Genomic DNA, 22,578 nt, shown 5'->3' on the forward strand with positions numbered 1-22,578 from the left:
CCATCTGCCGAAATCAGCCTTTTGGCCCAGCCCGACAAGGCCGCCAAAGACCAAAGTCCCAGATCAATTTCCCGGTCCGGGAACAACAATCAAGGCAGGAAGTCTCAACCAGTCAAGGATGACGTCATGAGCAAGATCCTGCGATCAGGATTGCTGTTGTCACTTGCCGGAAGCGCTGTGTTCACCGGCGGCTGCTATTTCGATATCGCCAGTTCCGATTCATCCCCCAAATCCCAAGCAGTGGCGGCCAGCCAGCAGGCTTCAGCGGAAAATGGTGCGGATCTGTTTGCCAAATTGCAGACGCATCAGGCGCGCGTCGCAAAGATAGCGGGCTCCGGCCAGGTCAGCTTCATCGGCGCCAATCCTGGCGCCCCCTTGCCCCTTGCAAGGCGGGTGACCACGGCGGGTGTGGACCGGGCGGCGGACTCCGCCAGCATGGCCGCATTGCAGGAATATGGGCCCTTGTTTGGTCTTGGCAACCCGCGCGAAGAGCTGCAACTCATTCGCAGCTCGGAACATCCGCTTGGCGGCGAAGTAGCGCGGTATCAGCAGGTCGCTGGCGGCGTCCCTGTCATCGGTGGCGAGCTGGTGGTCAACACCAGCAATCGCGGCCTGCTGTCCATGAACGGAGAGATTTCCCCCAGCCCGGAGATCCCGACCAGGCCTGGCATTGATGCCGGCAAGGCGCAATCCACTGCCATGGCGGCCGTCAGCAAGTGGCATCATCTATCAAGAGACCTGCTGAAGGTCTCGCCGGCAAAGCTCGCCATCTACGATCCCAGGCTCATCGGTCCCGAAAGCGCCACGCCCACTCGCCTGGTCTGGCAGATCGAAGTCGGGGTAAAGGAAGCGCTACCCGTGCGCGAGATGGTGCTGGTGGATGCCCGCACGGGCGGCATCGCCCTGCATTTCAACCAGAGCGAGGCCATGCTGGATCGCGCCACCTACACCAGCAATCATAGTGACGTTCTGCCGGGCAATCTGGTCTGCGACGAGTCGGACCTGACCTGCAGCAAGGGTGATCAGGACGCACGCGATGCGCATCGCTACACCGCGGATTTCTACAACTTCTTCGCCAGGGTCCATGGGCGCGACAGCATCGACAACCAGGGCAAGCGGCTGGTTTCGAGTGTTCACTACGGCATCGGTGATATCCAGAATGCCTACTGGAATGGTGAGCAGATGGTCTACACCGATGGCATGCCCAGGGCCGACGATCTCGTGGCACATGAACTGACTCATGGTTTCACCCAGTACACATCGGGCCTGAACTCCTACTATCAGTCGGGTTCGATCAACGAGTCCCTCTCGGACATCTGGGGTGAATTCATCGACCAGACCAATGGCGCCGGCACGGACACACCGGAAGTCAAATGGCTGCTCGGCGAGGATGTCCCTGGCACAGGCGCCGTGCGGAGCATGAAGGATCCCACCGTGTATAAGCAGCCGGACCGCATGACCAGTCCACTCTACGGCACAGGTGGCGGCGATCAGGGCGAGGTCCACGTCAACAGCGGCATCAACAACAAGGCCGCCTATCTGATGGTCGAAGGCGGCAACTTCAACGGTCAGACCGTCACCGGGCTCGGCATCGACAAGGTCGCAAAGATCTACTACGAGGTCCAGACGCATCTGCTCACCTCGGGTTCCAACTACCACGATCTTTATCAGGGTCTGTATCAGGGCTGCCTGAATCTTGGCTCAAGCAGCAGCTCGGGCATCGGCCAGGCCGACTGCCAGGAAGTGCGCAAGGCCACCCTGGCGGTCGAAATGGACCGCGAACCCCAGCCGGGATTCCTGCCCCAGGTGGACGCCTGCCCTGCCCCGCAGCAAGCGGCAGACATATTCTTCGATGATATGGCAACCGCTACCAACTGGGCCTTCAGACCCGTAAGCGGCCAGGTCAACGATTGGCGCATCAGTGGTGAATTTGCCCATTCCGGCAAGACTTCTCTCAACAACGAGAGTCCTGCCAGAGTTTCCGACAGCGCCGCCGAGATGCAGCGCAGCGTCACCGTGCCAGCGGGGGCCTTCCTGCATTTTTCTCAGGCCTATGATTTCGATAGAGGCGGCGGGAGATTTTATGACGGCGGGGTGCTGGAATACTCGCTCGACAATGGCGCGAGCTGGACGGATGCCAGCCCCCTGCATGATGCGGGCAACAGCTATGGTGGCGCCCTGGCCACTGACAGCGGCAATCCACTTGAAGGCAGGCAGGCCTTCGTAGGCATCAGCCATGGTTATGTTGACAGCCGCTATGATCTGTCCCCGCTGGCGGGCAAATCCGTGCGCTTTCGCTTCCGCATGGGCTCGGACAGGGAAATCGCCGGCTGGGGCTGGTACGTCGATGATGTCCGGATCTATACCTGCGCCCTGCCCCAGACTTCACAACCAGCGCCCGCTCCTGGGCCGCAACCAGGACAGACGCCACTCAGCCCGGGCACGGGCGATCCCTGCATTCCCTGCGACGCCGCCCCCATCAATGATGGCCAGAATAATGGCACTGGCGCAAGCGGAGGTACGGGGGGCAGTAGCGTAACCACAAATGCCAGCGGCACAGGCGGCGGTGGCGGCAGCCTGGATGCGGTGCTGATGGGCCTGCTCCTGAGCGGGTTGGGGTTGCAGGGCTGGCGACGCCGATCACGCGCCTGACCGACCGGCCGCTTCCATGCCCGTCGGAATCCAGGCGGCGGAAGTAGCCCGGTCTTCTGCCTCTTGCCGGCAACTTTCTGTCCCTGCTTTCGTCAAACTCTTTGAGCCGATACCTGATGCGGAGAGCGCATATGTATACCAAACTGCAGATCATGGGCATGACAGATGAATCCGCTGCAAAACGCGCCGAGCAGGCCCTGCGCGAGGTGCAGGGCGTCGAGCACGCCGAGGTCAATCTTCAGGACGGCACGGCGGAAGTGGAAATGGGGCCGCACCTTTCAGCACAACTGCTCATGCGCGCGCTGGGAGAGGCCGGTTTCGGCGGCCAGCCACTATCCAGCTGAGTCCGGGGGACAGCTTCAGGAGGATTCATGGCACGCGAGGCACTCAGGGACGATATCCGCAAGGCCGCGCACCCGCTGCAGGACAGGCCCGAGGACTTCGATCCGCTGATGGACCTGGTGGGTAACGCGCGACTGGTGCTGCTGGGCGAGGCCAGTCACGGCACTGAGGAGTTTTACCATCTGCGCGCCGAGATCACCAAACGCCTGATCACCGAAAAGGGCTTTCACGCCGTGGCCGTGGAAGCGGACTGGCCGGACGCCTATCGCGTCAACCGCTATGTCAAGGGCCAGGGTACGGACGCAGATGCCAATCAGGCGCTGGGCGGCTTCAGCCGCTTCCCGACCTGGATGTGGCGCAACACCGAAGTGCTCGCATTCACCGACTGGCTGCGCGTGCACAACCAGGGTAAGGCGCCAAGCCAGCTGACCGGCTTCTATGGCCTGGACCTCTACAGCCTGCACACTTCCATCCGCGCCGTGCTCGACTACCTCGACAAGCAGGATCCCGAGGCCGCCGCGCGGGCGCGCTATCGCTATAGCTGCTTCGATCACTATGGCGAGGATACCCAGGCCTATGGCTATGCCGCCAGTTTCGGGCTCTCGGAATCCTGCGAAAGCGGCGTGCTGGCGCAGTTGCAGGACATGCAGCGCCAGGGAATCCTGTTGCAGGGCCAGGGCGACCAGGCCGCCGAGGACGAGCACTTTTTCGCCGAGCAGAATGCCCGGCTGGTCAAGAATGCCGAGGCCTATTACCGCACCATGTTCCGTGGCCACGTATCGAGCTGGAACCTGCGCGATCAGCACATGTTCGACACCCTGCAGGCCCTGATCGGACATATCGAGCGCCAGCAAGGCGGCGAACCGGCCCGCATCGTGGTTTGGGAGCACAATTCCCATCTGGGAGACGCCCGCGCCACCGACATGAGCCGCCGCGGCGAGTTCAATGTCGGCCAGCTCGTCAAGGAACATTATGGCGATGCAGCAGTGGCGGTCGGCTTCACGACCTTCCATGGCACGGTGACTGCTGCGAGCAACTGGGATGCCCCCGCCGAACGCAAGTTCGTCCGCCCCGGTCTTACCGGCAGCTACGAATGGCTTTTCCACCATGTGGAGATTCCCCGCTTCCTGCTCAGCCTGCGCGGGGGCGGCAGACTGGCGGAGCAGGTCAACGAAACACGCCTGGAGCGCGCCATCGGCGTCATCTACCTGCCGGAATCCGAGCGCCTGAGCCACTACTTTCACGCGAATCTCGCCGAGCAGTTCGATGCCGTCATCCATGTCGACAAGACCCGCGCCCTGACCCCGCTGGAGCGTAATGTGCACTGGGATCGCGGCGAGGAAGCACCGGAGACCTACCCCTTCGCCATCTGAGCTTTTGGCATGAAGAAAAAAATCCGCGGCAATCCGCGGATTTTTTCATGTCCCGATTCAGACTACCTTTTTTCCGGAAAATGGCTATTATTGGGAATTCCATAATCAAGCGGTAAAGAGGAAGACATGCGCGTTTTCAAGATTATTGCGGGGCTGGCCCTGATCATGCCGGCCCTGCAGGCCCAGGCTGCCGATCTGCAGGCCATTCTGGGCGTGGAACAGGGCGAAATCTCCGGTACGGTCGCCAGCGGCGGCGACCCCGTCGACCTGCGTCGCGACCTCGGCCTGGACAAGTCCAATCCCGTCGTTGCCGGTTTCAAGATCGGTGCCCTCGGCAACACCTTCGCCTTTCGCTACATCCCTTACAGCTTCAGTGGCGATGGCTCGGTCAGCCAGAACTTCTCTTTCCGCGGCCTCAACTTTGCAGTGAATGACCCCGTGCACAGCGACGTCGACATCAAGGAATATGCCGCAGACTACCGCTTCGGCTTTGCCCTGCCGGGTCTGGCGCGCGTGGGCGTGGGCGCTGGCGTGAACGTGTTTGACGCCAACTTTGCCATAACCCGCAAGATCACTGGCGAAACCACGACAAAGCAGATCACCGCGCCGATTCCCACCCTTGGCGTTTCCGCCGGCCTGAGCCTGCCACTGACCGGGCTCAAGCTGGATGCCGATGTCTCCGGCATGGGCTATTCAAGTAATCGTTACATCAATGCCGATGCCAACCTCAGCTACAGTCCCTTGCCGCTGATCGGCATCAAGGCCGGTTACCGCTACCGCAAGCTCAAGCTGGACATCGATGACACCCAGGCCGACATGGAGATCAAGGGCCCCTACGCCGCTGTCTATGCCGGCTTCTGATTTCTGACCGGCGTGACCGAGACACGCCGCTATATCGAGAGGAGAGTACCACCCATGGATCAAGCTGCACTGAACAAACGCTGTGTCGAACTGTTTCAGCACCCGCGCGTCAAGCTGCGCCTCTGGCACCCGCGCATGTTCTGGAAGATGAAGGATCAGTGGAACCCGAGCCCCGACACCTGGACCGACCCCAAGGTCGATCTCTGTGAGCTCGAAGTGATGCTGAGCGCGCTCGCCTATGAGCCGTCCCAGTGCGCCGCCGAACTCAACCAGCGCGAACCCGGCCGGGCCGACTTCATCGCCCGTCAGGTGCGCGGCGGCATGCGCCCGATGCTCAAGAGCACCAAGAACGCGGCCTGAGTCATCAACTAGCTGGAACCGTCAAGCCCTCGCTCAGGCATCCTGATCGGGGGCTTGATTTTTCCACGGTCAATAATGAGAACCTGGCGCCATTTCTAGGCAATCACTTTCACATTGGTCATCAGGCCCATGTCCTCGTGCTCCAGCACATGGCAGTGCACCATGTAGTGTTCTTCAGCACCGAAGCAATGATGGAAATCGATGGCGACGCGCACGGTCTCACCGGGCCAGACCAGCACCGTGTCCTTGAAGCCCAGATCGGTGACCATCCGGCCACTGGCATCAACGGATTGTGCTGCCACCTCGGGCGGTGTTCCCGTCCGGCTCAGCACCCGGAACAGGAAGCCATGCAGGTGGATGGGATGTGGCATGCCTGCACTCCCGATCTTGAAGTCCCAGAACTCCACCGCATTCTTCTTGACTACTATGGGGAAGTCATTCATGTCATAGAGGGTGTCCACGCCGTCGATCTTCATCACCCAGTCGCCACTGGCATTGCGTGCCGGCTGCAGGGTGCGGATTTTGTCCGAGGCGCTGGGCAGAGCAGGCAGGGATGACAGCGTGGCCGGCAGCGCGCCACCGGCATCCACCAGATTCCTGACCACCAGTTTCATGAGCGTGAAAGCCTCGCCTGGCTTCAAGGACGTGCCGAAAGCCGGACTGGGCATATGCGTATCCTTGGGATCGAAGGCCAGGCTCTTGAGCAGGATCACGTCACCCGGCCTGGCGGAACGCAGGTCCAGCACGATATCCACCCGCTCCGCCGCCGCCAGATAGACGTCCGGGACCTCGTAGGGCTTGTCGAGCAAGCCGCCATCCGTACCGACCACATGGAATTTCAGCGGATTGCCATTGTTCTCGAATGCCAATTTGTAAGTGCGGATGGAAGAGCCATTGAGAACACGGAAGCGATAAAAACGGGTATCCACGTCCAGTGCCGGATTGGGCGTGAAATTGACGAGCATTACATTGCCGAAGTAGCCCATCATCTTTTCCATGTCATCCGGGCTGTAGTCCAGTTCGCCCTCTTCATTGCAGCGTCTGTCCTGGATCAGCAGAGGCAGTTCCGTATCGCCCAGGGTCAGGTTCATGGCCTGGCGCAGGGCCAGATCATGCGCATCTTCCACGATGAAAAAACTGCTCAGACCGGCGAAGGTCTGCTCGGCGGTGTGCATGTGCGGATGCGGATGGTACCAGTAGGTACCGCCGCGGTTATTCACCGAGAACTTGTAAGAATAGCTCGCGCCCGGTGCTACCGGATTCAGGGGACTGCCATCGACACTGCCGGGCACCAACAGGCCATGCCAGTGTACCGTGGTGGGCTGGTCCAGATTGTTGCGGAAGGTCACATCGCAGCTCAGATCCTTGCTGATCTTCAGCACCGGATTCTGATAGTTCCTGCCGCCGCTTTGGCTGTTGTAGAGCCTGACCGGAACACTGCGGTCACCAAAGATCGCCATCTTGCCCGAGTCGGCAGAGAGCGTCAGCGGACCCGCGCCCAGGTCCAAGATGCCAAATAGGCCTTCCGTGCCGGGCTTGCGCAAGGGCGTTGTGAAATTCTCCGCCACACGCGGATCGATGCCCTCATAACTCAGCACACCGGTTGGCGAGGTCGCCGAAGCCGGTGTCGATGTGCCGGAAACCGGCGGTGTACTGTCGCTGGAACAGGCGCTCAACAAGGCCGACAGGCCGCCCGTGCCAAGCACCGCAGCACCGGATACGCTATACTTCAGGAACAGCCGTCTGCTCAATCCCATCTGATCCTCCCTCGCGTGATTGCATGCATTTTTATCTTGGGTGTGGACGTTCTTGTCAGCCTTTCGACCTTGGCTGGGAACTTTTTTGTGGCTTTTTTGTGGAACGTACATTAATCCAGCCAGAGTTCCTGGAAATCAGCAGAAAGACTGTCGGACGAATAAAGGACACCGCCGTCAGGAGCACAGCCTGCAGCAGTGATTGCGAAAGGCGGACCATGTTTTCATGTGCGCGACAATGGCGCGGGATTGGACAGCAGAAGGCTGACAGCTTATTTGGCGCCTTCCAGCGCCGGCACGGTGCAAGAGGGTGCAAAGGGACGAGGATTGGACTGACGACGGTGGACGCGGGCCGGGATGGCGTACGGATTCAGGGCGAAGACAGCCCAGCTACCGGCTGGCTGATGATACCGGTCAACCGATGCCGGGCTGTCGCGTTGAGAGGATTGCAGTGCCAATGCTTCAATGGTGATTTGGCCCCGGTGCAAGCCGGGGTCTTTTTCGATTCGCCCTAATAGGGCGCGGCGGATCTGGGCGGTTCACCCGGGGCATCAGTCTCCTGATCCGGGGTGGACGCAGGAGAATCCGGGCCGTGCTCCTGCCCATCCTGCGCGATTTCCGCCAGCATCAGATCAGGTTTTGCCTCGGCCAATCCCTCAGACTGTGACTCGGATGTTTCCTCTGCCAGGGCCTCGGTCCGACCTGCCTGACATCTGGCGCAGCAGATGGCGGTCTTCCCGCCGACCGGCATTTCCGTCAACGCCGTGGCACAGACCGGGCAGAGACCGTCTTCCTGCTTGCGCCGGGTCAGAAAGGTCTTGGGCAGCAGGGAAGGGTTGGCCTGACAACGAATGGCGCGCTCCAGCACGCGGTGCACGTTTTTCAGGATGCGGTCGCGCTCGGCGGGCCGCAGTTCGGCCACCGGGATGTCCGGGCGCACACGCGACTGGAACAGGATTTCGTCACACCAGACCGGCCCGATCCCGGCCACGAAACTCTCATCGAGCAGCAGATTGCGGATGGCTGTGCGTCGCCGGCTCATGGCCGTGCGCAGATGATCGGCACAGTGGGCATCCAGGAGCGGGTCGGGTCCGAGCTTCAGGAGGTAATCGACGCTCGCCGACTCGTCGAGCAAACGCACCCGGGAGGACAGATTGGGCGCGGCGACAAGCAGCTGCTGACCGGTTTGCCAGCGCAGCAGCAGGTAATTGCCACCGGGCAGATCCAGCTTGCCGCGTTGCAGGGTCACCTGCGCCTCCCCGGCCAGATGCAGGCTGAGAATGCGCTCACCCCACTCCAGGAAGAGAAAGGGGCCGTAGCGGGCGACATCGCTGAGCACCGCGCCCTTGAGGACAGAGAGGCTTTCCGGACCGTCATCGAGTGCATCCGCGCGCTTGCCCGGATGATAGGCGATCGATTCCAGCGGTTTGTTCAGACAGCCCTGACGGAGCTTTTCCGCCAGGAGTTCGATTTCGGGCAATTCAGGCATTATCCAACCTTTCAGGGTACCCGGCGCACCACAGTGCCCAATGCACGGACGCGCCGGCTACCACGCCATGTTCCACTGCATAGATTGCACACAATCCACCCCTGTGGCAACCTTGTCGGCTTAAAATTTCATCGAAGATCCCGTGCAATGACCATGAACAACGACCCGCACAGCAGCCCGGACTACCAGCCGGAACGAATTGAAAGCGAAGTCCAGGCAGCCTGGGCAGAAAAGGCGCTCTACCGCGCCGTCGAAGACCCGAGCCGGGAAAAGTTCTACTGCCTTGCGATGTTCCCCTACCCCTCGGGCCAGTTGCACATGGGGCACGTGCGTAATTATAGCATCGGGGACGTGATTGCCCGTTACCAGCGCATGAAGGGCAGGAACGTCCTGCAACCCATGGGCTGGGATGCCTTTGGCCTGCCGGCCGAGAACGCGGCCTTGAAGCACGGCGTGGCGCCGGCGGCCTGGACCTACAGCAATATCGACCATATGCGCGGCCAATTGAAGCGTCTGGGCCTGTCCTATGACTGGTCGCGCGAGATCGCCACTTGCAAGCCCGAATATTATCGCTGGGAGCAGTGGCTGTTCGTGCAGCTCTTCAAGAAGGGTCTCGTTTACCAGAAGAAGGCGGCGGTCAACTGGGATCCGGTGGATCAGACCGTGCTCGCCAACGAGCAGGTGGTGGACGGCCGCGGCTGGCGCTCGGGCGCTGTCGTGGAGCGGCGCGAGATCACCCAGTGGTTCATGAAGATCACCGACTACGCCGAGGAGTTGCTCGCCGACCTCGATACGCTCAAGGATGGCTGGCCCGAGCAGGTGCTGACCATGCAGCGCAACTGGATCGGGCGCAGCGAGGGCGCCGAGGTGCGCTTTGCCCTGCGCGATCAGGCCAGCGTCATCAAGGTTTTCACCACCCGGCCCGACACCCTCATGGGCGTGACCTATCTGGCCCTGGCGCCGGAGCATCCACTCGCACTCGCGGCCGCCGAAAGCAATCCGGCCCTGGCCGCCTTCATCGACGCCAGCCGCCACACCCAGGTGGCGGAAGCCGCCATCGAGACCCAGGAGAAACAGGGCGTGGATACCGGGCTCAGGGCCCTGCACCCGCTCACGGGCGAGGAACTGCCGGTCTGGGTGGCCAATTTCGTGCTCATGGGATACGGCGAGGGCGCGGTAATGAGCGTGCCGGCTCATGACCAGCGCGACTATGAGTTCGCGCAGAAGTATGCCCTGCCGATAAAGCCCGTGATTCAGCCCGCAGACGGTGCACAGCTGCCGCAGGATGCTGCCTACACCGGCCCGGGCATCCTGGTCAATTCGGGTGAGTTTGAGGGTCTGCCCTCGGAGGAGGCCAAGCAGCGCATCACGGCGACCCTGGAGGCGCAGGACCGCGGCCGCAAGACGGTCAACTTCCGCCTGCGCGACTGGGGCATCTCGCGCCAGCGTTACTGGGGCACGCCGATCCCGATGATCCATTGCAAGGCCTGTGGCGCGGTACCCGTACCCGAGGATCAGTTGCCAGTGATGTTGCCCGAGGACGTGGTGCTCAACGGTCCACGCTCACCGCTGCATGATGATTCCAGCTTTTATCAGGTGGACTGCCCATCCTGCGGCGCGACGGCGCGGCGCGAGACCGACACCATGGATACCTTCGTCGAGAGCTCCTGGTATTACGCCCGCTTCGCCTGCCCCGATCAGGATCAAAAGATGCTCGATGAGCGTGCCGCCTACTGGCTGCCGGTGGATCAGTACGTCGGCGGGGTCGAGCATGCCGTGCTGCATCTTCTGTATGCGCGGTTCTTCAACAAGCTGATGCGTGATGCCGGCCTGCTGCCCAGTGATGCCCCGCATGACGAGCCCTTCGCCAAGCTGCTGACCCAGGGCATGGTGCTGAAAGACGGCGCCAAGATGTCCAAGTCCAAGGGCAACACGGTCGACCCCCAGGCCCTGATCGACAGATACGGCGCCGATACCGCGCGGCTGTTCATTCTCTTTGCCGCGCCCCCGGAACAGTCCCTGGAGTGGTCGGACGAGGCGGTCGAGGGCGCGCACCGCTTCCTGAAGCGCGTCTGGCGCCAGGTGCATGACTTTGGCGGCGAGATTCCGCCCCTGCCAGCCGCGTTGACGACCGAGGCCGCCAACCTGCGCCGGCTGGTGCACCAGACCATCCAGAAGGTCAGCAGCAATCTCGATGGGCGTTACCATTTCAACCCGGCCATTGCCGCCATCATGGAGCTGTCCAATGCGCTCTCAAAAGCCCAGGACGATCCCGCCCTGCGCGCCGTCGTCGGCGAAGGCCTGAAGGCTATGGTGCAACTGCTCGCGCCCTTTACCCCGCACATCAGCGAGGCGCTCTGGCGCACGCTGGGACAAAGCAATGAGCTGAGCTTCGCGCCCTGGCCCGAGGCCGACCCGGCGGCCCTGGAACGCCAGACCCTGAATCTGGTAGTGCAGGTCAATGGCAAGCTGCGCGATCGCATCGAAGTGCCCGCGGATGCTGAGGAGGCGAGCATTCGCGCGGCAGCCCTCGCCAGCCCCGGCGCCCAGCGTTTTCTGGAGGGCGTGAGCGTGCGCAAGGTGATCCTGGTGCCCGGCAAGCTTGTCAACATCGTCGCGAGTTGAACGCATGATACCCATTAGTGCTTTGCCTGACGCCCTGGCCCGCCTGCGAACCAGCCTCGTGATCCTGGCGGCCTGCCTGCTGCTTGCGAGCTGCGGTTTTCACCTGCGCGGCGGCGCTCCCTTGCCGGAAATTCTCGCCGGCATCAATGTGACTGCTGCCGGGGGCAATGACGCACCGATCGTGCGCGATCTGCGCGAGCGCACCAGTCTGGTGGATGGCAAGGCAGCGGGCAAGGATGCGCCGACGCTGGTGGTCAGCGGCACCGGCATCGAACAGCGCGTCGCCAGTATCGATACCCAGGGCGTGGCGCGGGAGTTCCTGCTGGTCCTGAACACCCGGTACCAGCTCCTCGCCGCCGATGGCAAGACCCTGATTCCGCCGCAAACGCTTGAATTGCAGCGCGACTACACCTATACCGACAACAACGTGCTGGCCTCCGACATCCAGTCCCGCGAACTGCACGAGGAGCTATATCGTGCCGGTGCCGAACAGATCCTGCGGGCGGTAAGCATCTATCAGACACATCACCCCGAGCCGCAGCCGTGACACCCGCAGGCATCCACCCGCCATGCGTCTGAAACCCGAGCAACTGACGCAGCATCTCAAGGGCAAGCTCGCGCCGCTCTATGCCTTCTTCAGCGACGAACCCTTCTTTCTGATCGAAGCGGAGCAGCAACTTCGCGCTACGGCCAGCCGTGCAGGCTTTGACCAGACCGAGACCTGGACGGTGGAACCCAGCTTTGACTGGGGCCAGCTACAGGACGCGCGCCAGAGCCTGTCGCTCTTTGCCGAGCGCCGCTTGCTGCTGCTGCGCATGGGCGCTCAAAAGCCTGGTGATGCCGGCAGCCGGGCGCTGCAGGCCTGGGCCGCCGAGCCACCTGCGGATGTGTTGCTGCTCGTCAGTGGCGAGCGTCCCGATGCCAGTGCTCAGAAGAGTGCCTGGTTCAAGGCCCTGGAAACGGCCGGCACCCTGGTGCTGTTTTACCCCCCGGAAGCCAGCGAGTGGCCGCAATGGGTGCGCGCGCGCCTGCGGGAGAAGGGGCTTGATCTCAGCCCCGCGGGCCAGACCTGGTTGATCGAACGCAGCGAAGGCAATCCGCTGGCCTGCATGCAGGCCATCAACCAGCTCAGCCTGCTCGCACAGGAAGGCAGGATCAGCGAGGATGACGTGCTGGCGGTGGTCGGAGACAATGCCCGTTTCAGCGTCTTTGATCTGAGCGAGGCCGCTCTGGCCGGCAAGGCGCATCAGGCCCTGCGGATTCTCGCGCATCTGGAGCAGGAAGGGGTGGAACCCATCCTGGTGCTCTGGGCCCTCGCCCGCGACTTGCGCGTGATCATTGCCCTGCAGGACCGCAACACCAATCCCGGCCAGCTCTGGCGGGAGCACAAGGTGTTTGGCAAGCAGCAGGAATTGCTGCTGCGCGCCGCGCGCAAGCTGCCATCAGACAGTCTCGTGGCCGACCTGAAGCTTTGCGCCAGGCTCGACGCCAGCATCAAGGGTCAGGATCATCTGCCGGTCTGGCCAAGCCTGGGGAAACTGGCGATGCAACTGGCGGGTATCACCGGCAATTCCGCGCGGCGCTGATCCTGAAGGATCATCCCGATGTTCCCCCATTATGGGTATCAGAGCAGTTTAGAGTCCGTTTGGCAGTCTTCAGACCGACTTGGGCGCCAGCGGTGACAGCGCCGGTCCCTCCAGCACTTCCCCACGGAAATTGAAGCGGCTGCCATGGCAGGGGCAATCCCAGCTCCGTTCCGCGGCATTCCAGTGGACCAGGCACTTCATGTGCGGGCAGACCGGCGACAGGGCATGGAGCGTCCCCTGCTGGTCCCGGTAGGCCGCCACATTCTCCCCATCCAGCTCCAGCAACGCGCCCTCGTCCACTGCCAGCGCCGCGAGTCCGCCCGGCTCGCCCTGTTTCAGGCGATCCTGAATCAGATGTCTGGAGACACTGAGGTTTTCAGATAAAAACTCGCGCGCCGACTTGACCGGTGTGAAGCGCCGGGCCTTGTAGAGCTCCGCCCAGGGCGTCTTGCGACCCATGATCTCCTCACTGATCAACACCGCGGCGAGCGTACCGAAGGTGAGGCCATCAGCGGCAAATCCGGTGGCGACATAGACATTGCCTGCCCCGAGGCTGGGCCCGATATAGGGCAGCAGGTCCGCCGGGCGATACTGCTGGGCCGACCAGCGGTAGGCCATCTCGCTAACGCCATAGTGGGCGTGCAGGTAGTTCGTGAGTTCGTCGTAGTAGTGTTCGGTCTCGGTCTCATGGCCGGTGACATGCTTGCCACCTACCAGAATCAGATATTTATCCTCGCCATCCTGCCAGGAACGGGTGGAATAACCCGAACCGGCCGCCCAGAAAATCCCTTCCGGATATTTGTCATCCTGCAACTTCACGGCCACGCCGTATTCGCGGTAGACCTTCATTTCTGCCTGAGTCACATCGATGCCCAAGGGGCTATGGGTAGCGAGCACGATCTGCTCCGCCTTCACCTGGCCGTTCGCAGTCCGCAAGCTCCCGCTGCCGTGGTCGATTTCCAGTACCCGGCTGTTTTCAAGGATCCGACAGTCCGCCGAAGCAATGCTCGCCGCCAGCCCCCGCACATAATTCAGCGGGTGAAACTGCGCCTGATCATCCACCCTTAACACCCGGTCCACCGGGACCGGCAGGGGCAGATCCGAAACCAGCGTGGCCGTAAGCCCCGCCTTTCGCGCGGCCTCGTATTCGGCCTCGAGCATCGGGTTTTCCTGCGTCGTCTCGGGCGTGGTGTACAGATGCCAGGGCCGCCGGGCAAAGCCACAATCTATCCCATGGGTCTGGACAGTTTTCTCGATGAGCTCGACGGCCGCCATGCGCGAGCGGGCCACGGTCCGCATGGTGTCCTCATCCCACTTGCTGGCAATCTTTGAAAGCCCCTGCCCCACGACGCCATAGAGGTTGCCGGTGGAATGGCCGGTCGTGCCCGAACCGATGCGCCCCGCCTCCAGCAGCGCCACGCGCTTGCCGGCCTGCGCCAGCAGCATGGCTGCACTGACGCCGGTGATGCCGCCGCCAACAATCGCCACATCCACCTGCAGTTCTCCCTGCAGGACCGGAAAATCACTGCGCTTGCCCGTCCCCTCCCACACCGAGATCGCTTGCATGAGACCTCCTTGAGCATGAAGCGTTATGTAAGCCCTATCTGGAATAGAGTGGAAAAGTCAGCAAGAGTGCGAAACCGGGCCAGAGACCAAAGTCCCAGGATCTGCCCTCAGGGCTCAGGCAGACCGCGCCGCTGGCCGGTCCTCAAGAATGCCGGTCTCGCCCTGTAGCCGCCCGATGATCACCGCACCCGTGGTATCGCTAAACACGTTGACGCTGGTGCGCGCCATGTCCAGGATGCGATCCACCGCGAGGATGAGCCCGATGCCCTCGGCCGGCAGTCCCACCGCGCCGAGAATGATGACGATGGCCACCAGGCTCGCGGCCGGAATGCCGGCAACACCAATGGAGGTAGCCAGGGCCAGCACCACGACGGTGAGCTGACTGGCCCAGTCCAGACTGATGCCATAAGCCTGGGCGATGAAGAGTACCGCCACGCATTCATAGAGCGCGGTGCCATCCATGTTGACCGTGGCCCCCAAGGGCAGCACGAAGCTGCTGGTGCGATTCGACACACCGGCGTTCTTCTCGACGCATTCCATGGTCAGCGGCAAAGTGGCCGAGGATGAGGCGGTGGAAAAGGCGGTGAGCAGGGCCGGCAGCACGGCCCGGAAGTGGCGGCGCGGGCTGACGCGACCGATGAGCAACAACAGCATCGGCAGCACCACAAACATATGCAGCGCAAGCCCCAGCAGCACGGTCAGAAAAAACCACAGCAGTGGCTGGATGGCGGCCAGGCCGGTGCTCGCCGCGACTTTGGCCACCAGGGCAAAGACCCCGATCGGGGCAAAGCGCAGCACCCAGTCGGTCATGCGCATCATCACCTCGAACACCGCCTGCCAGAAGGTCAGCAGGCTCTGGCGCGAGGGCTCCGGCACGCAGGTGGTGAAGTAGCCAAACAGCAGACTGAAGAAGATCAGGCCGAGCATCTCGCCCTCGGCCGCGGCACTGACCACATTGGTCGGGATCATGCGCAGAAAGATATCGGCGAGATCTCCCGTATCCTGGTCCCGCAATTGCTCGGACAGCCCGCCCGTGTTGGCGCCCAGACCCAGCAGGGTCCCGACCGGCTGACCATTGGCCAGACCCGGCTCGATCAACCTGGCCAGCGCCAGACCCAGCAGCACGGCCAGCATGGTGGTGCTCAGATAATAGATGATGGTTTTGATACCCAGGCGCCCAAGCGCCTCGCCCGAGCCGATGCTCGCCACCCCGGTGATGAGCGAGGCCACGATCAGCGGCACGATGAGCATTTTCAGCGCATTCAGAAACAGCATGCCGACAAAGTCATAGACATCCAGGAAGCGGATGCCCAGGAGCCCGGCGTCGGGGCCGCCCAGCCCGCCGGCGGCAAAGGCGAGCAGCATGGCGATCAGGATCTGCCAGTGCAGTTTCAGTCTGGGCATGGGTGAAGGTTTTCCTGTACCTGGCTAGAGCGATCGCTTTAGTATAGCCCGGAACGCCGCTTGCTCGGCTCGCCGAGCCCTGTATCTAACGGATCAGGCGCTTGTCCTCGTGGCAGCTGAAGTCAGCCCGCCGTTACAATGATCTCGGCGCTCGGCTTATCACTAGAATCTGCCGCCAAGATTCAGGAGCGCGAGGACGCCCAGCGTGGCGAAGATAATGGCGGTGATGGTGCGGATCAGACGCAGGGGCGCCTTTTTGGCCATCCTGTCGCCGAGAAATACCGCTGGCACGTTGGCAAGCATCATGCCCAGGGTGGTCCCGGCCACCACGGCAATCAGGGACGGATATTGCGCGGCCAGGGCGACCGTGGCGATCTGCGTCTTGTCGCCCATTTCAGCCAGGAAAAAGACCATCAAGGTCGTGCCGAATACACCAAAGCGCAGCTTGGCGGGATCCTCGATGCCATCGAGCTTGTCCGGAATCAGGGTCCAGATGGCCATGGCAATGAACGACAGGCCAAGTATCCAGCGCAGCGCGTCCTTGCCGACCAGAGAGGTAAGCCAGGCACCAAGGGCGCCAGCCAGGAAGTGATTGGCCAGGGTGGCAACGAGAATGCCGAGAATGATGGGAATGGGGCGGCGGAAGCGTGCCGCGAGCAGCAGGGACAGGAGCTGGGTTTTGTCGCCCATTTCAGCGAGCGCGACGATTCCGGTGGAAACGAGAAGTGCAGACATGAGATTCTCCGGGCCGGACGACGCACCAATGACCACACGGCCTCTCCGGCCCAAGCGGAGGCTGTGTGGTCAAAGGTCTTGCCAGGCCAGGAGCTGCCCGCACCATGACCAGAGGTCAAGTGTGTTGATGCAGGCCCCTTCCGAGGAAGGGCGGCTACTCCCCAATGACGGAGCGGATCTTACAAGGTGAAACGGGCATTGTCCAGACTTGTATTTCATATGTTTAAGAACAAGTTAGCAATGACCGCTGGTGTTGTGAGCGGCGGCTTGGGATCGGAACGGATGGAGATGAATCAGCATGAGATCAAGAGCTGGAGAGACTGGGGCAGGTCACTGACGGGGTGATCAGCCAGCAGGCGATGCTCATCTCAGGGAACCTGCAAGGCCGGCTCGGCGCCGCCAAGCTTGGCGAGCAGCCGTATATAAACCAGCTCGCTGGTCAGCTCCACCAGGGTCTGGGTGACGATGATGGCGGGCAGAACCGGGATCGCCCCCGGTACAGCAAAGGCAAGCGGCAGGACCACGAGCGAGTTCCGGGTCGCGGCGCTGAACGCAATCGATCGACCAGCCGGCGCATCCAGCCGGAAAATGCGGGCGACAAACCAGCCGGCCAAGGGCGCGAGCACCGCAAATGCAATGTAGATGGGCGCCACTTTCAGGACCGCATCAACGGCGGTCCCCAGTTGTGGCAGCACCGAAGCGATGACCAGGAACAGCACCAGGGCCGTCGCCGGCACTGGCAGCAGGCCGAGCGCCGTGGACATCCGCTTCCCGATCCGGCTCCCTGCCGCCCAGAGCTGGATCAGGGCGGCGAGCACGAGCGGAACAGCAATCAACCACAAGAATGCATGCACAAAGGGCCCAATCTGTATGATCTGGGCGGCCGCATCCCCCAGGAACAAGCCAAGATAGACCGGCAGAAGGAGGAGCTGCAGGATCAGCAGGACAGGTGTCGCCGCCAGCAGCAGGCGGGCATCGGCGCGTCCCAGATGGGAGAAGGTCACCACATAGTCGATGCACGGCGCGAGCAGAACGAGCAACACGCCGAAGCGGATCATGGGATCCGCCGGCAGGAACTGCACCAGACTCGCCACCAGAAGCGGCAGGATGATGAAATTCACCGTGAACAGCGCGGCGAAAAAGCGGACCCGCGTGAAAGCCCGACCGAGCTCTGCGATGGGGACCTGCAGGAAGGTCACGAACAGCATCAAGGCCAGCGCGGGATTGATGCCGCTCAAAAGCGCAGTCGTGCCGGGCAGGAGCAGCGCAATGAGGATTGCCCCCACGATCGCGCCGAAGTAGATCCCGACCTGGTGGTTCTCCAATATATCCCTGATATTCTGAATATTCACGAGCCCGCCCTGCCAGCCATTCCGTCATTGATTCCTGAAAGGATTCCGCAATCCGCAGCCTGACGCTTGTCGTCGCAACGGGCTCGCAGTCCAACGAGCTGCGCTTCAAGGACCTGCAAGGCCAACATCTGCGAGCGAACCTGCTGGATGTGTGCATCAAGCATGGCATTGATGGCCGCACAGGAGCGATATGGCTCATCCTGATAGCTTTGCAGCCTGCGGATCTCTTCGAGCGACAGGCCCAGCGTCCGGCAGCGGCGGATAAAAAGGATCTGTTCGACATGCCGCTTGGTGTAAGTGCGGTAGCCGTTTTCCTGCCGGCCCGGCGATGCCAGCAGATCCTGCTGTTCGTAAAAGCGAAGGGTGGGGACACCGACGCCCGTCATTTGTGCCAATTCACCAATGCGCATCCATTCTCTCCGGCTTTGGTATCAGGCCATGGGTCTTGACCCTATAGTCACTATAGGGCTTTCAATAGCTCGGAATCCATCATTATCTGGACAGGAGGTTCCGCCATGCAAGACAGCTCGGGCAGCTCGAATCCTCCCCATGCGCAGGACCTGTCGATCAGCACCTTTGCCATCCCCAAAATGGACTGCCCCTCCGAAGAGCGCATGATCCGCCTGGCGCTGGACGGAACCCCCGGGGTTCAGGGGCTGTCCTTTGACCTGTCGAAGCGGCAGTTGCAGGTCATCCACGAGGGTGCGGCCGAGCCGATTGCCGCGAAACTCGCGACCCTCAATCTGGGCGCATCCCTGCAGCACACAGAAGCCGCCGCACCCGGCGTGGAAATGATCATGGAAGACCTGGGCGCGGGTGCAGGAGCGGCGCAGGAAGCCCGCACCCTGCGCGTGCTGCTGGGCATCAATGCGCTCATGTTCGCGATTGAAATCACTGTGGGGCTTTTCGCGCATTCCGCCGGCCTGATTTCCGATTCCCTCGATAACTTTGCCGATGCCTCCGTCTATGGCCTCTCGCTGTACGCCGTGGGGCGCAGCAAGCAACTGAAATTGCGGGCCGCGCATCTGTCGGGCCTGATCCAGCTCGTTCTGGCTCTTGGGGTGCTGGTTGAAGTGGCGCGCCGCTTTGTCTTAGGCAGCGAACCCGAATCACTGCTGATGATCGGCATGGCCTCCCTGGCGCTGATCGCCAACATCGGCGTGCTGATGCTGATCGCGCGTCACCGCAAGGGCGAGGTGCACATGAAGGCGAGCTGGATCTTCACCGCCAATGACGTGCTGGCCAATATCGGCGTCATCATCGCCGGCATTCTGGTGGCCTGGACCGGCTCGCGCTATCCGGATCTCATCATCGGCGCCCTGATCGGCCTGATCGTGCTCAACGGCGCCCGGCGTATTCTGGCCTTGAAGGCATGACTCAAGAAAGCGTTGGCCACCAGCCCGCAGTCCCAGGCTGCCCAGATCGGCGTCTGTACAAGCCAGAAGACTTCGAGTTAAAATAAAAAAATGCGCATACCCGCCCGGACTCATGTTGTCTTCCTGCTGATCGCTTTCCTGATCAGCACGAGCGGCTGGGCTTTTGACCGCGCGATCCTTGAAGACATGATGCACGAATCACAGCGCATCACCGCATCGATAAACATCCCGGATTCCATTGATCTGGGAGCGGAAGCAGCCGCCCAGGCCCATGCGACACCCTGCAATCATGGTTGCCACCTTCTGACCCATTTCCAGGGTGAAGTCAGTCAGGGGTTTTCCCTTGTCCTGGCGCCCCACCCCAGCGAAGCCTTTACTGAACCGCTGTCCACCTTCCCCCTGCCAGCTCCCGGCACGCAGCTTCGCCCTCCCCGACTCCTCGCCCGGATTTAAGTCCCACCCTGTGGATTGAATCCGGCGTACGTAGGCCTGTTTAGGCCGATTCCGTACGCCTTGGCGAAGGAGTCAACGTGAAATTCCGCATTGCTTGTAGCGGCGCCATATCTTTGGCGTCCGGCTGGGTCTATCGCCTGGCCATGATGATCCCTCTTGTCCTTTTTTCCGTTTTTGCACGCGCAGAGCCCCTGACCCTGGAACAGGCCTGGCAGCGGGCGGAAACAGCCAACCCCGACCTCCAGGCTGCACAGGCCAATCTGCTGGGAGCCCAGGGCCAGTTACGGGATGCCCGCGCGCTATTCTGGAATAACCCCGCCATTTCTGGAGATGTCTTCAGACGCCAGATCCCGGACCCCACCCAGAGCGTTACTACCCGCGACTGGAGCGTGGGTATCGCGCAGACTTTCGAGACTGCCGGTCAGCAGGGGCTGCGCCGCGGGATTGCCAGCGAGAATCTTACGGCCACCCAGGAAGATATCCGCAACGCACAACGCCAGTTGCGACTGGCTGTAGCGCAACGTTTCTTCCGGGTCTTGAGTCTCCAGTCACGCATCAGCATGGAGCGCCAGACTCTGGAGCTCATTGAAGGCGCAGCGAATGCGGTCCAGAAACGTTTCGCCGCCGGCGCGGATACCCGGCTCGACACCAATCTCGCCCAGGTCGAAGCAGAACGGGCGCGCAATCAGGTTCTCCTGTTGCAGGGACAGCTGGTCCAGGCCCGGGCTGATCTGGCCGCTCTGCTGCAATTACCACCCGCAGCATTGCCGGAAGTGACGGGCACGCTGGATGCTCCCTTGCCCCGCTACTCCCTGAACCAAGTGCTGAGCTCCCTGAATAGTCGCGCTGACTTGCAGGCAGCCGCCCATCGGCTCGAAGAAGCACGCGGGCTACTGCGGCTGGAACGCGCTGCCGTGATACCGGATGTCACGGTAGGTCTCCGCTATGGCCGGGAGGGCTCTGCCTTTCAAGACGACACGCTGCTTGGCGTCAATGTCAGCGTGCCCATTCCTCTGTTCCGCCGCAATGCCACCGGCATCGGTCGCGCCCAGGCCGAGCTGACCCAACGCGAGATCAGCGCGCGGGCGCTGGATCGTGACGCCCGCGCCCAGATCCAGGCACTGTGGCAACAATGGGAGAATCTGGTGGCCCGCGTGGAACGGCTCAATAGCACTGTGCTGCCCAAACTGGAAGAAAACCAGCGCCTGTCACGTATCGCTTATCGCGAGGGCGAGATCGGCCTCCTGCAGCTTCTGCTGGTAAACCGGCAGGTACTGGACAGCCGGCGGGATCTTCTGGATGCCCAGACTGATCTGCGCCTGACCCAGATGGCGCTGCAGGGAGCCTCCGGCTGGCCCGAGGCTCAACAGTCATCCATGCCCGCCCCAGGCGCGGCAACAGTACAAGCCAAATAAGCTAACAGGATCATTCCATGAACAGAAATTCAGCATCCTCAACCACCGCAAAACCGGTCTCCCGCCGCCTTGCCATGGTGATCATGCTTGGGGTCCTGACCCTGAGTGCTTGCGGGAAAAAACAGGAAAGCCCCGAGAAGGCCTCGGCCGAGCAGCCAACCGAGAAAAAAGCGCTCGACCAGGCCGGCCACCCGGCCGAAAACCTCATCCAGCTCGGCGCGGATGAAGCTCAAACGGCGGGCCTGCGCACGGCCTTGGTGCAAGAACGTGATGTCAGTGAACACATCACCGCCACAGCCACCATCCAGCCCAACCAGAACCGGCTGGCGCATGTAGCGCCGCTCATCCCTGGCCGCTTGACGCGCGTCACTGCCAATCTCGGTGATCGCGTCAAAAAGGGGCAGGTTCTCGCCACCGTCAACAGTGTCGAGGCCGGTCAGGCCCGTGCGACCTACCAGCAGGCACAAAGTGAACTCTCGCTTGCCCAGGCAAATTTCGAGCGTGCCGAACGGCTCTACAAACAACAAATCGTGGCGCAAAAGGATTACCTCAAAGCCCGCGCCGACCTGCAGCAGGCCCAGGCCAACCTGCGCGCCGCGCGCGAACGGCTGCACACCTATGGGGTGACCGCCAATAGCAATGGCGAGCCCTCGGTGGTACCCGTGACAGCGCCCATCGCCGGCACCGTGATCGAGAAGAAGGCCGTGATCGGCGAGCTCGCCGGACCGGATCAGCCCCTCTTCACCGTGGCGGATCTGTCCACACTGTGGATAGAAACGGATATATATGAAAAGGATCTCGGCAAACTCGAGCCCGGCTCTCCCGCCAGTGTTACGGTCGCGGCCTATCCCGGTGAGACATTCAAAGGCCGGATCAGCTACCTCAGCCCCGCCATGGATCCGGAAACCCGCACTGTCAAGGCCCGGGTGGAGGTAGCGAATCCGGATGGCCGCCTGCGGCCGAACATGTTCGCCAGCGTCGCCATCGAGACGCCAGCCCGCAAGCAGGTGCTCCAGGTACCCGACGATGCCGTGGTGCTGCTGCAAGGCCAGCCAAGCGTGTTTGTGGCCGAGGGCAAGGGCTTCGAGGCGCGTGCGGTACAAACCGGCGATAAGTTCGGGGGCCAGACCACCATTCAGTCCGGGCTCAAAGCAGGTGAGCAGGTGGTCGTCAGCGGTGCCTACGCACTGAAAGCACGCATGCTGAAGTCACAGATCGGCGACGAGCATTGAAGG

19 protein-coding genes, 1 pseudogene and 1 riboswitch are annotated in these 22,578 nt (G+C 62.0%); of the genes and pseudogenes, 12 read left to right on the forward strand and 8 right to left on the reverse strand.

Annotated features, from left to right (window positions below; genetic code table 11):
• Positions 1-126 precede the first annotated feature (126 nt).
• From WOB96_RS06300 to WOB96_RS06320, 5 genes are all read left to right on the forward strand, one after another.
• Positions 127-2,652, forward strand: coding sequence for a M4 family metallopeptidase (locus WOB96_RS06300; RefSeq protein WP_341370434.1), 2,526 nt, complete (start codon positions 127-129; stop codon positions 2,650-2,652).
• Positions 2,653-2,783: 131 nt separating this feature from the next.
• On the forward strand, positions 2,784-2,996 hold the full coding sequence (locus WOB96_RS06305; protein WP_341370435.1) for a heavy-metal-associated domain-containing protein: 213 nt from the start codon (positions 2,784-2,786) through the stop codon (positions 2,994-2,996).
• 27 nt (positions 2,997-3,023) lie between these two features.
• Positions 3,024-4,367, forward strand: coding sequence for an erythromycin esterase family protein (locus tag WOB96_RS06310; RefSeq protein WP_341370436.1), 1,344 nt, complete (start codon positions 3,024-3,026; stop codon positions 4,365-4,367).
• A gap of 126 nt (positions 4,368-4,493) precedes the next feature.
• A complete protein-coding gene (locus WOB96_RS06315) occupies positions 4,494-5,228 on the forward strand; it encodes a porin family protein (RefSeq protein WP_341370437.1) in 735 nt (244 codons plus the stop codon).
• A gap of 54 nt (positions 5,229-5,282) precedes the next feature.
• Complete coding sequence (locus WOB96_RS06320) at positions 5,283-5,588, forward strand: hypothetical protein (RefSeq protein ID WP_341370438.1); 306 nt, start codon at positions 5,283-5,285, stop codon at positions 5,586-5,588.
• 95 nt (positions 5,589-5,683) lie between these two features.
• Here WOB96_RS06320 and WOB96_RS14460 read toward each other — a convergent pair whose 3' ends face one another.
• The 3 genes and pseudogenes from WOB96_RS14460 to WOB96_RS06330 form a co-directional block, all read right to left on the reverse strand.
• Positions 5,684-6,256, reverse strand: a complete 573-nt coding sequence (locus WOB96_RS14460) for a multicopper oxidase domain-containing protein (protein ID WP_423229724.1) — start codon at positions 6,254-6,256, stop codon at positions 5,684-5,686.
• A gap of 459 nt (positions 6,257-6,715) precedes the next feature.
• Positions 6,716-7,456, reverse strand: a pseudogene (locus tag WOB96_RS14465) (multicopper oxidase family protein); the annotation flags it as partial.
• Between the two features lie 397 nt (positions 7,457-7,853).
• Positions 7,854-8,831, reverse strand: coding sequence for a DNA-formamidopyrimidine glycosylase family protein (locus WOB96_RS06330; RefSeq protein ID WP_341370440.1), 978 nt, complete (start codon positions 8,829-8,831; stop codon positions 7,854-7,856).
• A gap of 153 nt (positions 8,832-8,984) precedes the next feature.
• Here WOB96_RS06330 and leuS point away from each other — a divergent pair, with 153 nt between their 5' ends.
• From leuS to holA, 3 genes are read left to right on the forward strand one after another with little or no spacing between them, the layout of a single operon-like run.
• A complete protein-coding gene (gene leuS / locus WOB96_RS06335) occupies positions 8,985-11,456 on the forward strand; it encodes a leucine--tRNA ligase (protein WP_341370441.1) in 2,472 nt (823 codons plus the stop codon).
• A 4-nt stretch (positions 11,457-11,460) separates the two neighbouring features.
• Entirely contained in the window at positions 11,461-12,003 is a 543-nt protein-coding gene (locus tag WOB96_RS06340) for an LPS-assembly lipoprotein LptE (RefSeq protein WP_341370442.1), read from the forward strand.
• Positions 12,004-12,025: 22 nt separating this feature from the next.
• Positions 12,026-13,042 carry a DNA polymerase III subunit delta gene (gene holA / locus WOB96_RS06345; RefSeq protein WP_341370443.1) on the forward strand — a complete coding sequence of 339 codons (1,017 nt, stop codon included), beginning with the start codon at positions 12,026-12,028 and terminating at the stop codon, positions 13,040-13,042.
• A gap of 69 nt (positions 13,043-13,111) precedes the next feature.
• Here the strand turns inward: holA and WOB96_RS06350 are convergent, their stop codons facing one another.
• The 5 genes from WOB96_RS06350 to cadR form a co-directional block, all read right to left on the reverse strand.
• Entirely contained in the window at positions 13,112-14,608 is a 1,497-nt protein-coding gene (locus WOB96_RS06350; RefSeq protein ID WP_341370444.1) for an FAD-dependent oxidoreductase, read from the reverse strand.
• Between the two features lie 114 nt (positions 14,609-14,722).
• Positions 14,723-16,012, reverse strand: a complete 1,290-nt coding sequence (locus WOB96_RS06355) for a dicarboxylate/amino acid:cation symporter (protein WP_341370445.1) — start codon at positions 16,010-16,012, stop codon at positions 14,723-14,725.
• 162 nt (positions 16,013-16,174) lie between these two features.
• Positions 16,175-16,747 carry a TMEM165/GDT1 family protein gene (locus WOB96_RS06360; RefSeq protein WP_341370446.1) on the reverse strand — a complete coding sequence of 191 codons (573 nt, stop codon included), beginning with the start codon at positions 16,745-16,747 and terminating at the stop codon, positions 16,175-16,177.
• 5 nt (positions 16,748-16,752) lie between these two features.
• A riboswitch (yybP-ykoY riboswitch) is annotated at positions 16,753-16,923 on the reverse strand.
• A gap of 192 nt (positions 16,924-17,115) precedes the next feature.
• Positions 17,116-18,099, reverse strand: a complete 984-nt coding sequence (locus tag WOB96_RS06365) for an arsenic resistance protein (protein ID WP_341370447.1) — start codon at positions 18,097-18,099, stop codon at positions 17,116-17,118.
• The gene (gene cadR, locus WOB96_RS06370; protein WP_341370448.1) at positions 18,096-18,509 is read right to left on the reverse strand and encodes a Cd(II)/Pb(II)-responsive transcriptional regulator; all 414 of its coding nucleotides are present in this window, start codon (positions 18,507-18,509) and stop codon (positions 18,096-18,098) included. The genes WOB96_RS06365 and cadR overlap by 4 nt, the downstream gene beginning before the upstream one ends.
• A gap of 105 nt (positions 18,510-18,614) precedes the next feature.
• On the opposite strand from cadR, the gene WOB96_RS06375 reads away from it, so the two are divergent.
• From WOB96_RS06375 to WOB96_RS06390, 4 genes are all read left to right on the forward strand, one after another.
• Complete coding sequence (locus WOB96_RS06375) at positions 18,615-19,475, forward strand: cation efflux transmembrane domain-containing protein (RefSeq protein ID WP_341370449.1); 861 nt, start codon at positions 18,615-18,617, stop codon at positions 19,473-19,475.
• 90 nt (positions 19,476-19,565) lie between these two features.
• Positions 19,566-19,928, forward strand: a complete 363-nt coding sequence (locus WOB96_RS06380) for a hypothetical protein (RefSeq protein WP_341370450.1) — start codon at positions 19,566-19,568, stop codon at positions 19,926-19,928.
• A 77-nt stretch (positions 19,929-20,005) separates the two neighbouring features.
• Entirely contained in the window at positions 20,006-21,343 is a 1,338-nt protein-coding gene (locus WOB96_RS06385) for a TolC family protein (protein ID WP_341370451.1), read from the forward strand.
• A gap of 17 nt (positions 21,344-21,360) precedes the next feature.
• Positions 21,361-22,575 (forward strand): efflux RND transporter periplasmic adaptor subunit, encoded by a 1,215-nt coding sequence (locus tag WOB96_RS06390; RefSeq protein WP_341370452.1) that lies wholly within the window; start codon positions 21,361-21,363, stop codon positions 22,573-22,575.
• Positions 22,576-22,578 lie beyond the last annotated feature (3 nt).

The sequence above is a fragment of the Thermithiobacillus plumbiphilus genome, from assembly GCF_038070005.1.
GTDB lineage: Bacteria > Pseudomonadota > Gammaproteobacteria > Acidithiobacillales > Thermithiobacillaceae > JBBPCO01.

Excerpts from the sequence above, each read along its gene's own strand:
- WOB96_RS06340 (WP_341370442.1), top strand. The coding sequence starts at position 11,461 with ATGATACCCATTAGTGCTTTGCCTGACGCCCTGGCCCGCCTGCGAACC.
- WOB96_RS06355 (WP_341370445.1), bottom strand. The coding sequence starts at position 16,012 with ATGCCCAGACTGAAACTGCACTGGCAGATCCTGATCGCCATGCTGCTC.
- WOB96_RS06305 (WP_341370435.1), top strand. The coding sequence starts at position 2,784 with ATGTATACCAAACTGCAGATCATGGGCATGACAGATGAATCCGCTGCA.
- WOB96_RS06300 (WP_341370434.1), top strand. The coding sequence starts at position 127 with ATGAGCAAGATCCTGCGATCAGGATTGCTGTTGTCACTTGCCGGAAGC.
- WOB96_RS06350 (WP_341370444.1), bottom strand. The coding sequence starts at position 14,608 with ATGCAAGCGATCTCGGTGTGGGAGGGGACGGGCAAGCGCAGTGATTTT.
- WOB96_RS06330 (WP_341370440.1), bottom strand. The coding sequence starts at position 8,831 with ATGCCTGAATTGCCCGAAATCGAACTCCTGGCGGAAAAGCTCCGTCAG.
- WOB96_RS06310 (WP_341370436.1), top strand. The coding sequence starts at position 3,024 with ATGGCACGCGAGGCACTCAGGGACGATATCCGCAAGGCCGCGCACCCG.
- holA (WP_341370443.1), top strand. The coding sequence starts at position 12,026 with ATGCGTCTGAAACCCGAGCAACTGACGCAGCATCTCAAGGGCAAGCTC.
- cadR (WP_341370448.1), bottom strand. The coding sequence starts at position 18,509 with ATGCGCATTGGTGAATTGGCACAAATGACGGGCGTCGGTGTCCCCACC.
- WOB96_RS06390 (WP_341370452.1), top strand. The coding sequence starts at position 21,361 with ATGAACAGAAATTCAGCATCCTCAACCACCGCAAAACCGGTCTCCCGC.
- WOB96_RS06380 (WP_341370450.1), top strand. The coding sequence starts at position 19,566 with ATGCGCATACCCGCCCGGACTCATGTTGTCTTCCTGCTGATCGCTTTC.
- WOB96_RS06375 (WP_341370449.1), top strand. The coding sequence starts at position 18,615 with ATGCAAGACAGCTCGGGCAGCTCGAATCCTCCCCATGCGCAGGACCTG.
- WOB96_RS14460 (WP_423229724.1), bottom strand. The coding sequence starts at position 6,256 with ATGCCCAGTCCGGCTTTCGGCACGTCCTTGAAGCCAGGCGAGGCTTTC.
- WOB96_RS06320 (WP_341370438.1), top strand. The coding sequence starts at position 5,283 with ATGGATCAAGCTGCACTGAACAAACGCTGTGTCGAACTGTTTCAGCAC.
- WOB96_RS06315 (WP_341370437.1), top strand. The coding sequence starts at position 4,494 with ATGCGCGTTTTCAAGATTATTGCGGGGCTGGCCCTGATCATGCCGGCC.
- WOB96_RS06360 (WP_341370446.1), bottom strand. The coding sequence starts at position 16,747 with ATGTCTGCACTTCTCGTTTCCACCGGAATCGTCGCGCTCGCTGAAATG.
- leuS (WP_341370441.1), top strand. The coding sequence starts at position 8,985 with ATGAACAACGACCCGCACAGCAGCCCGGACTACCAGCCGGAACGAATT.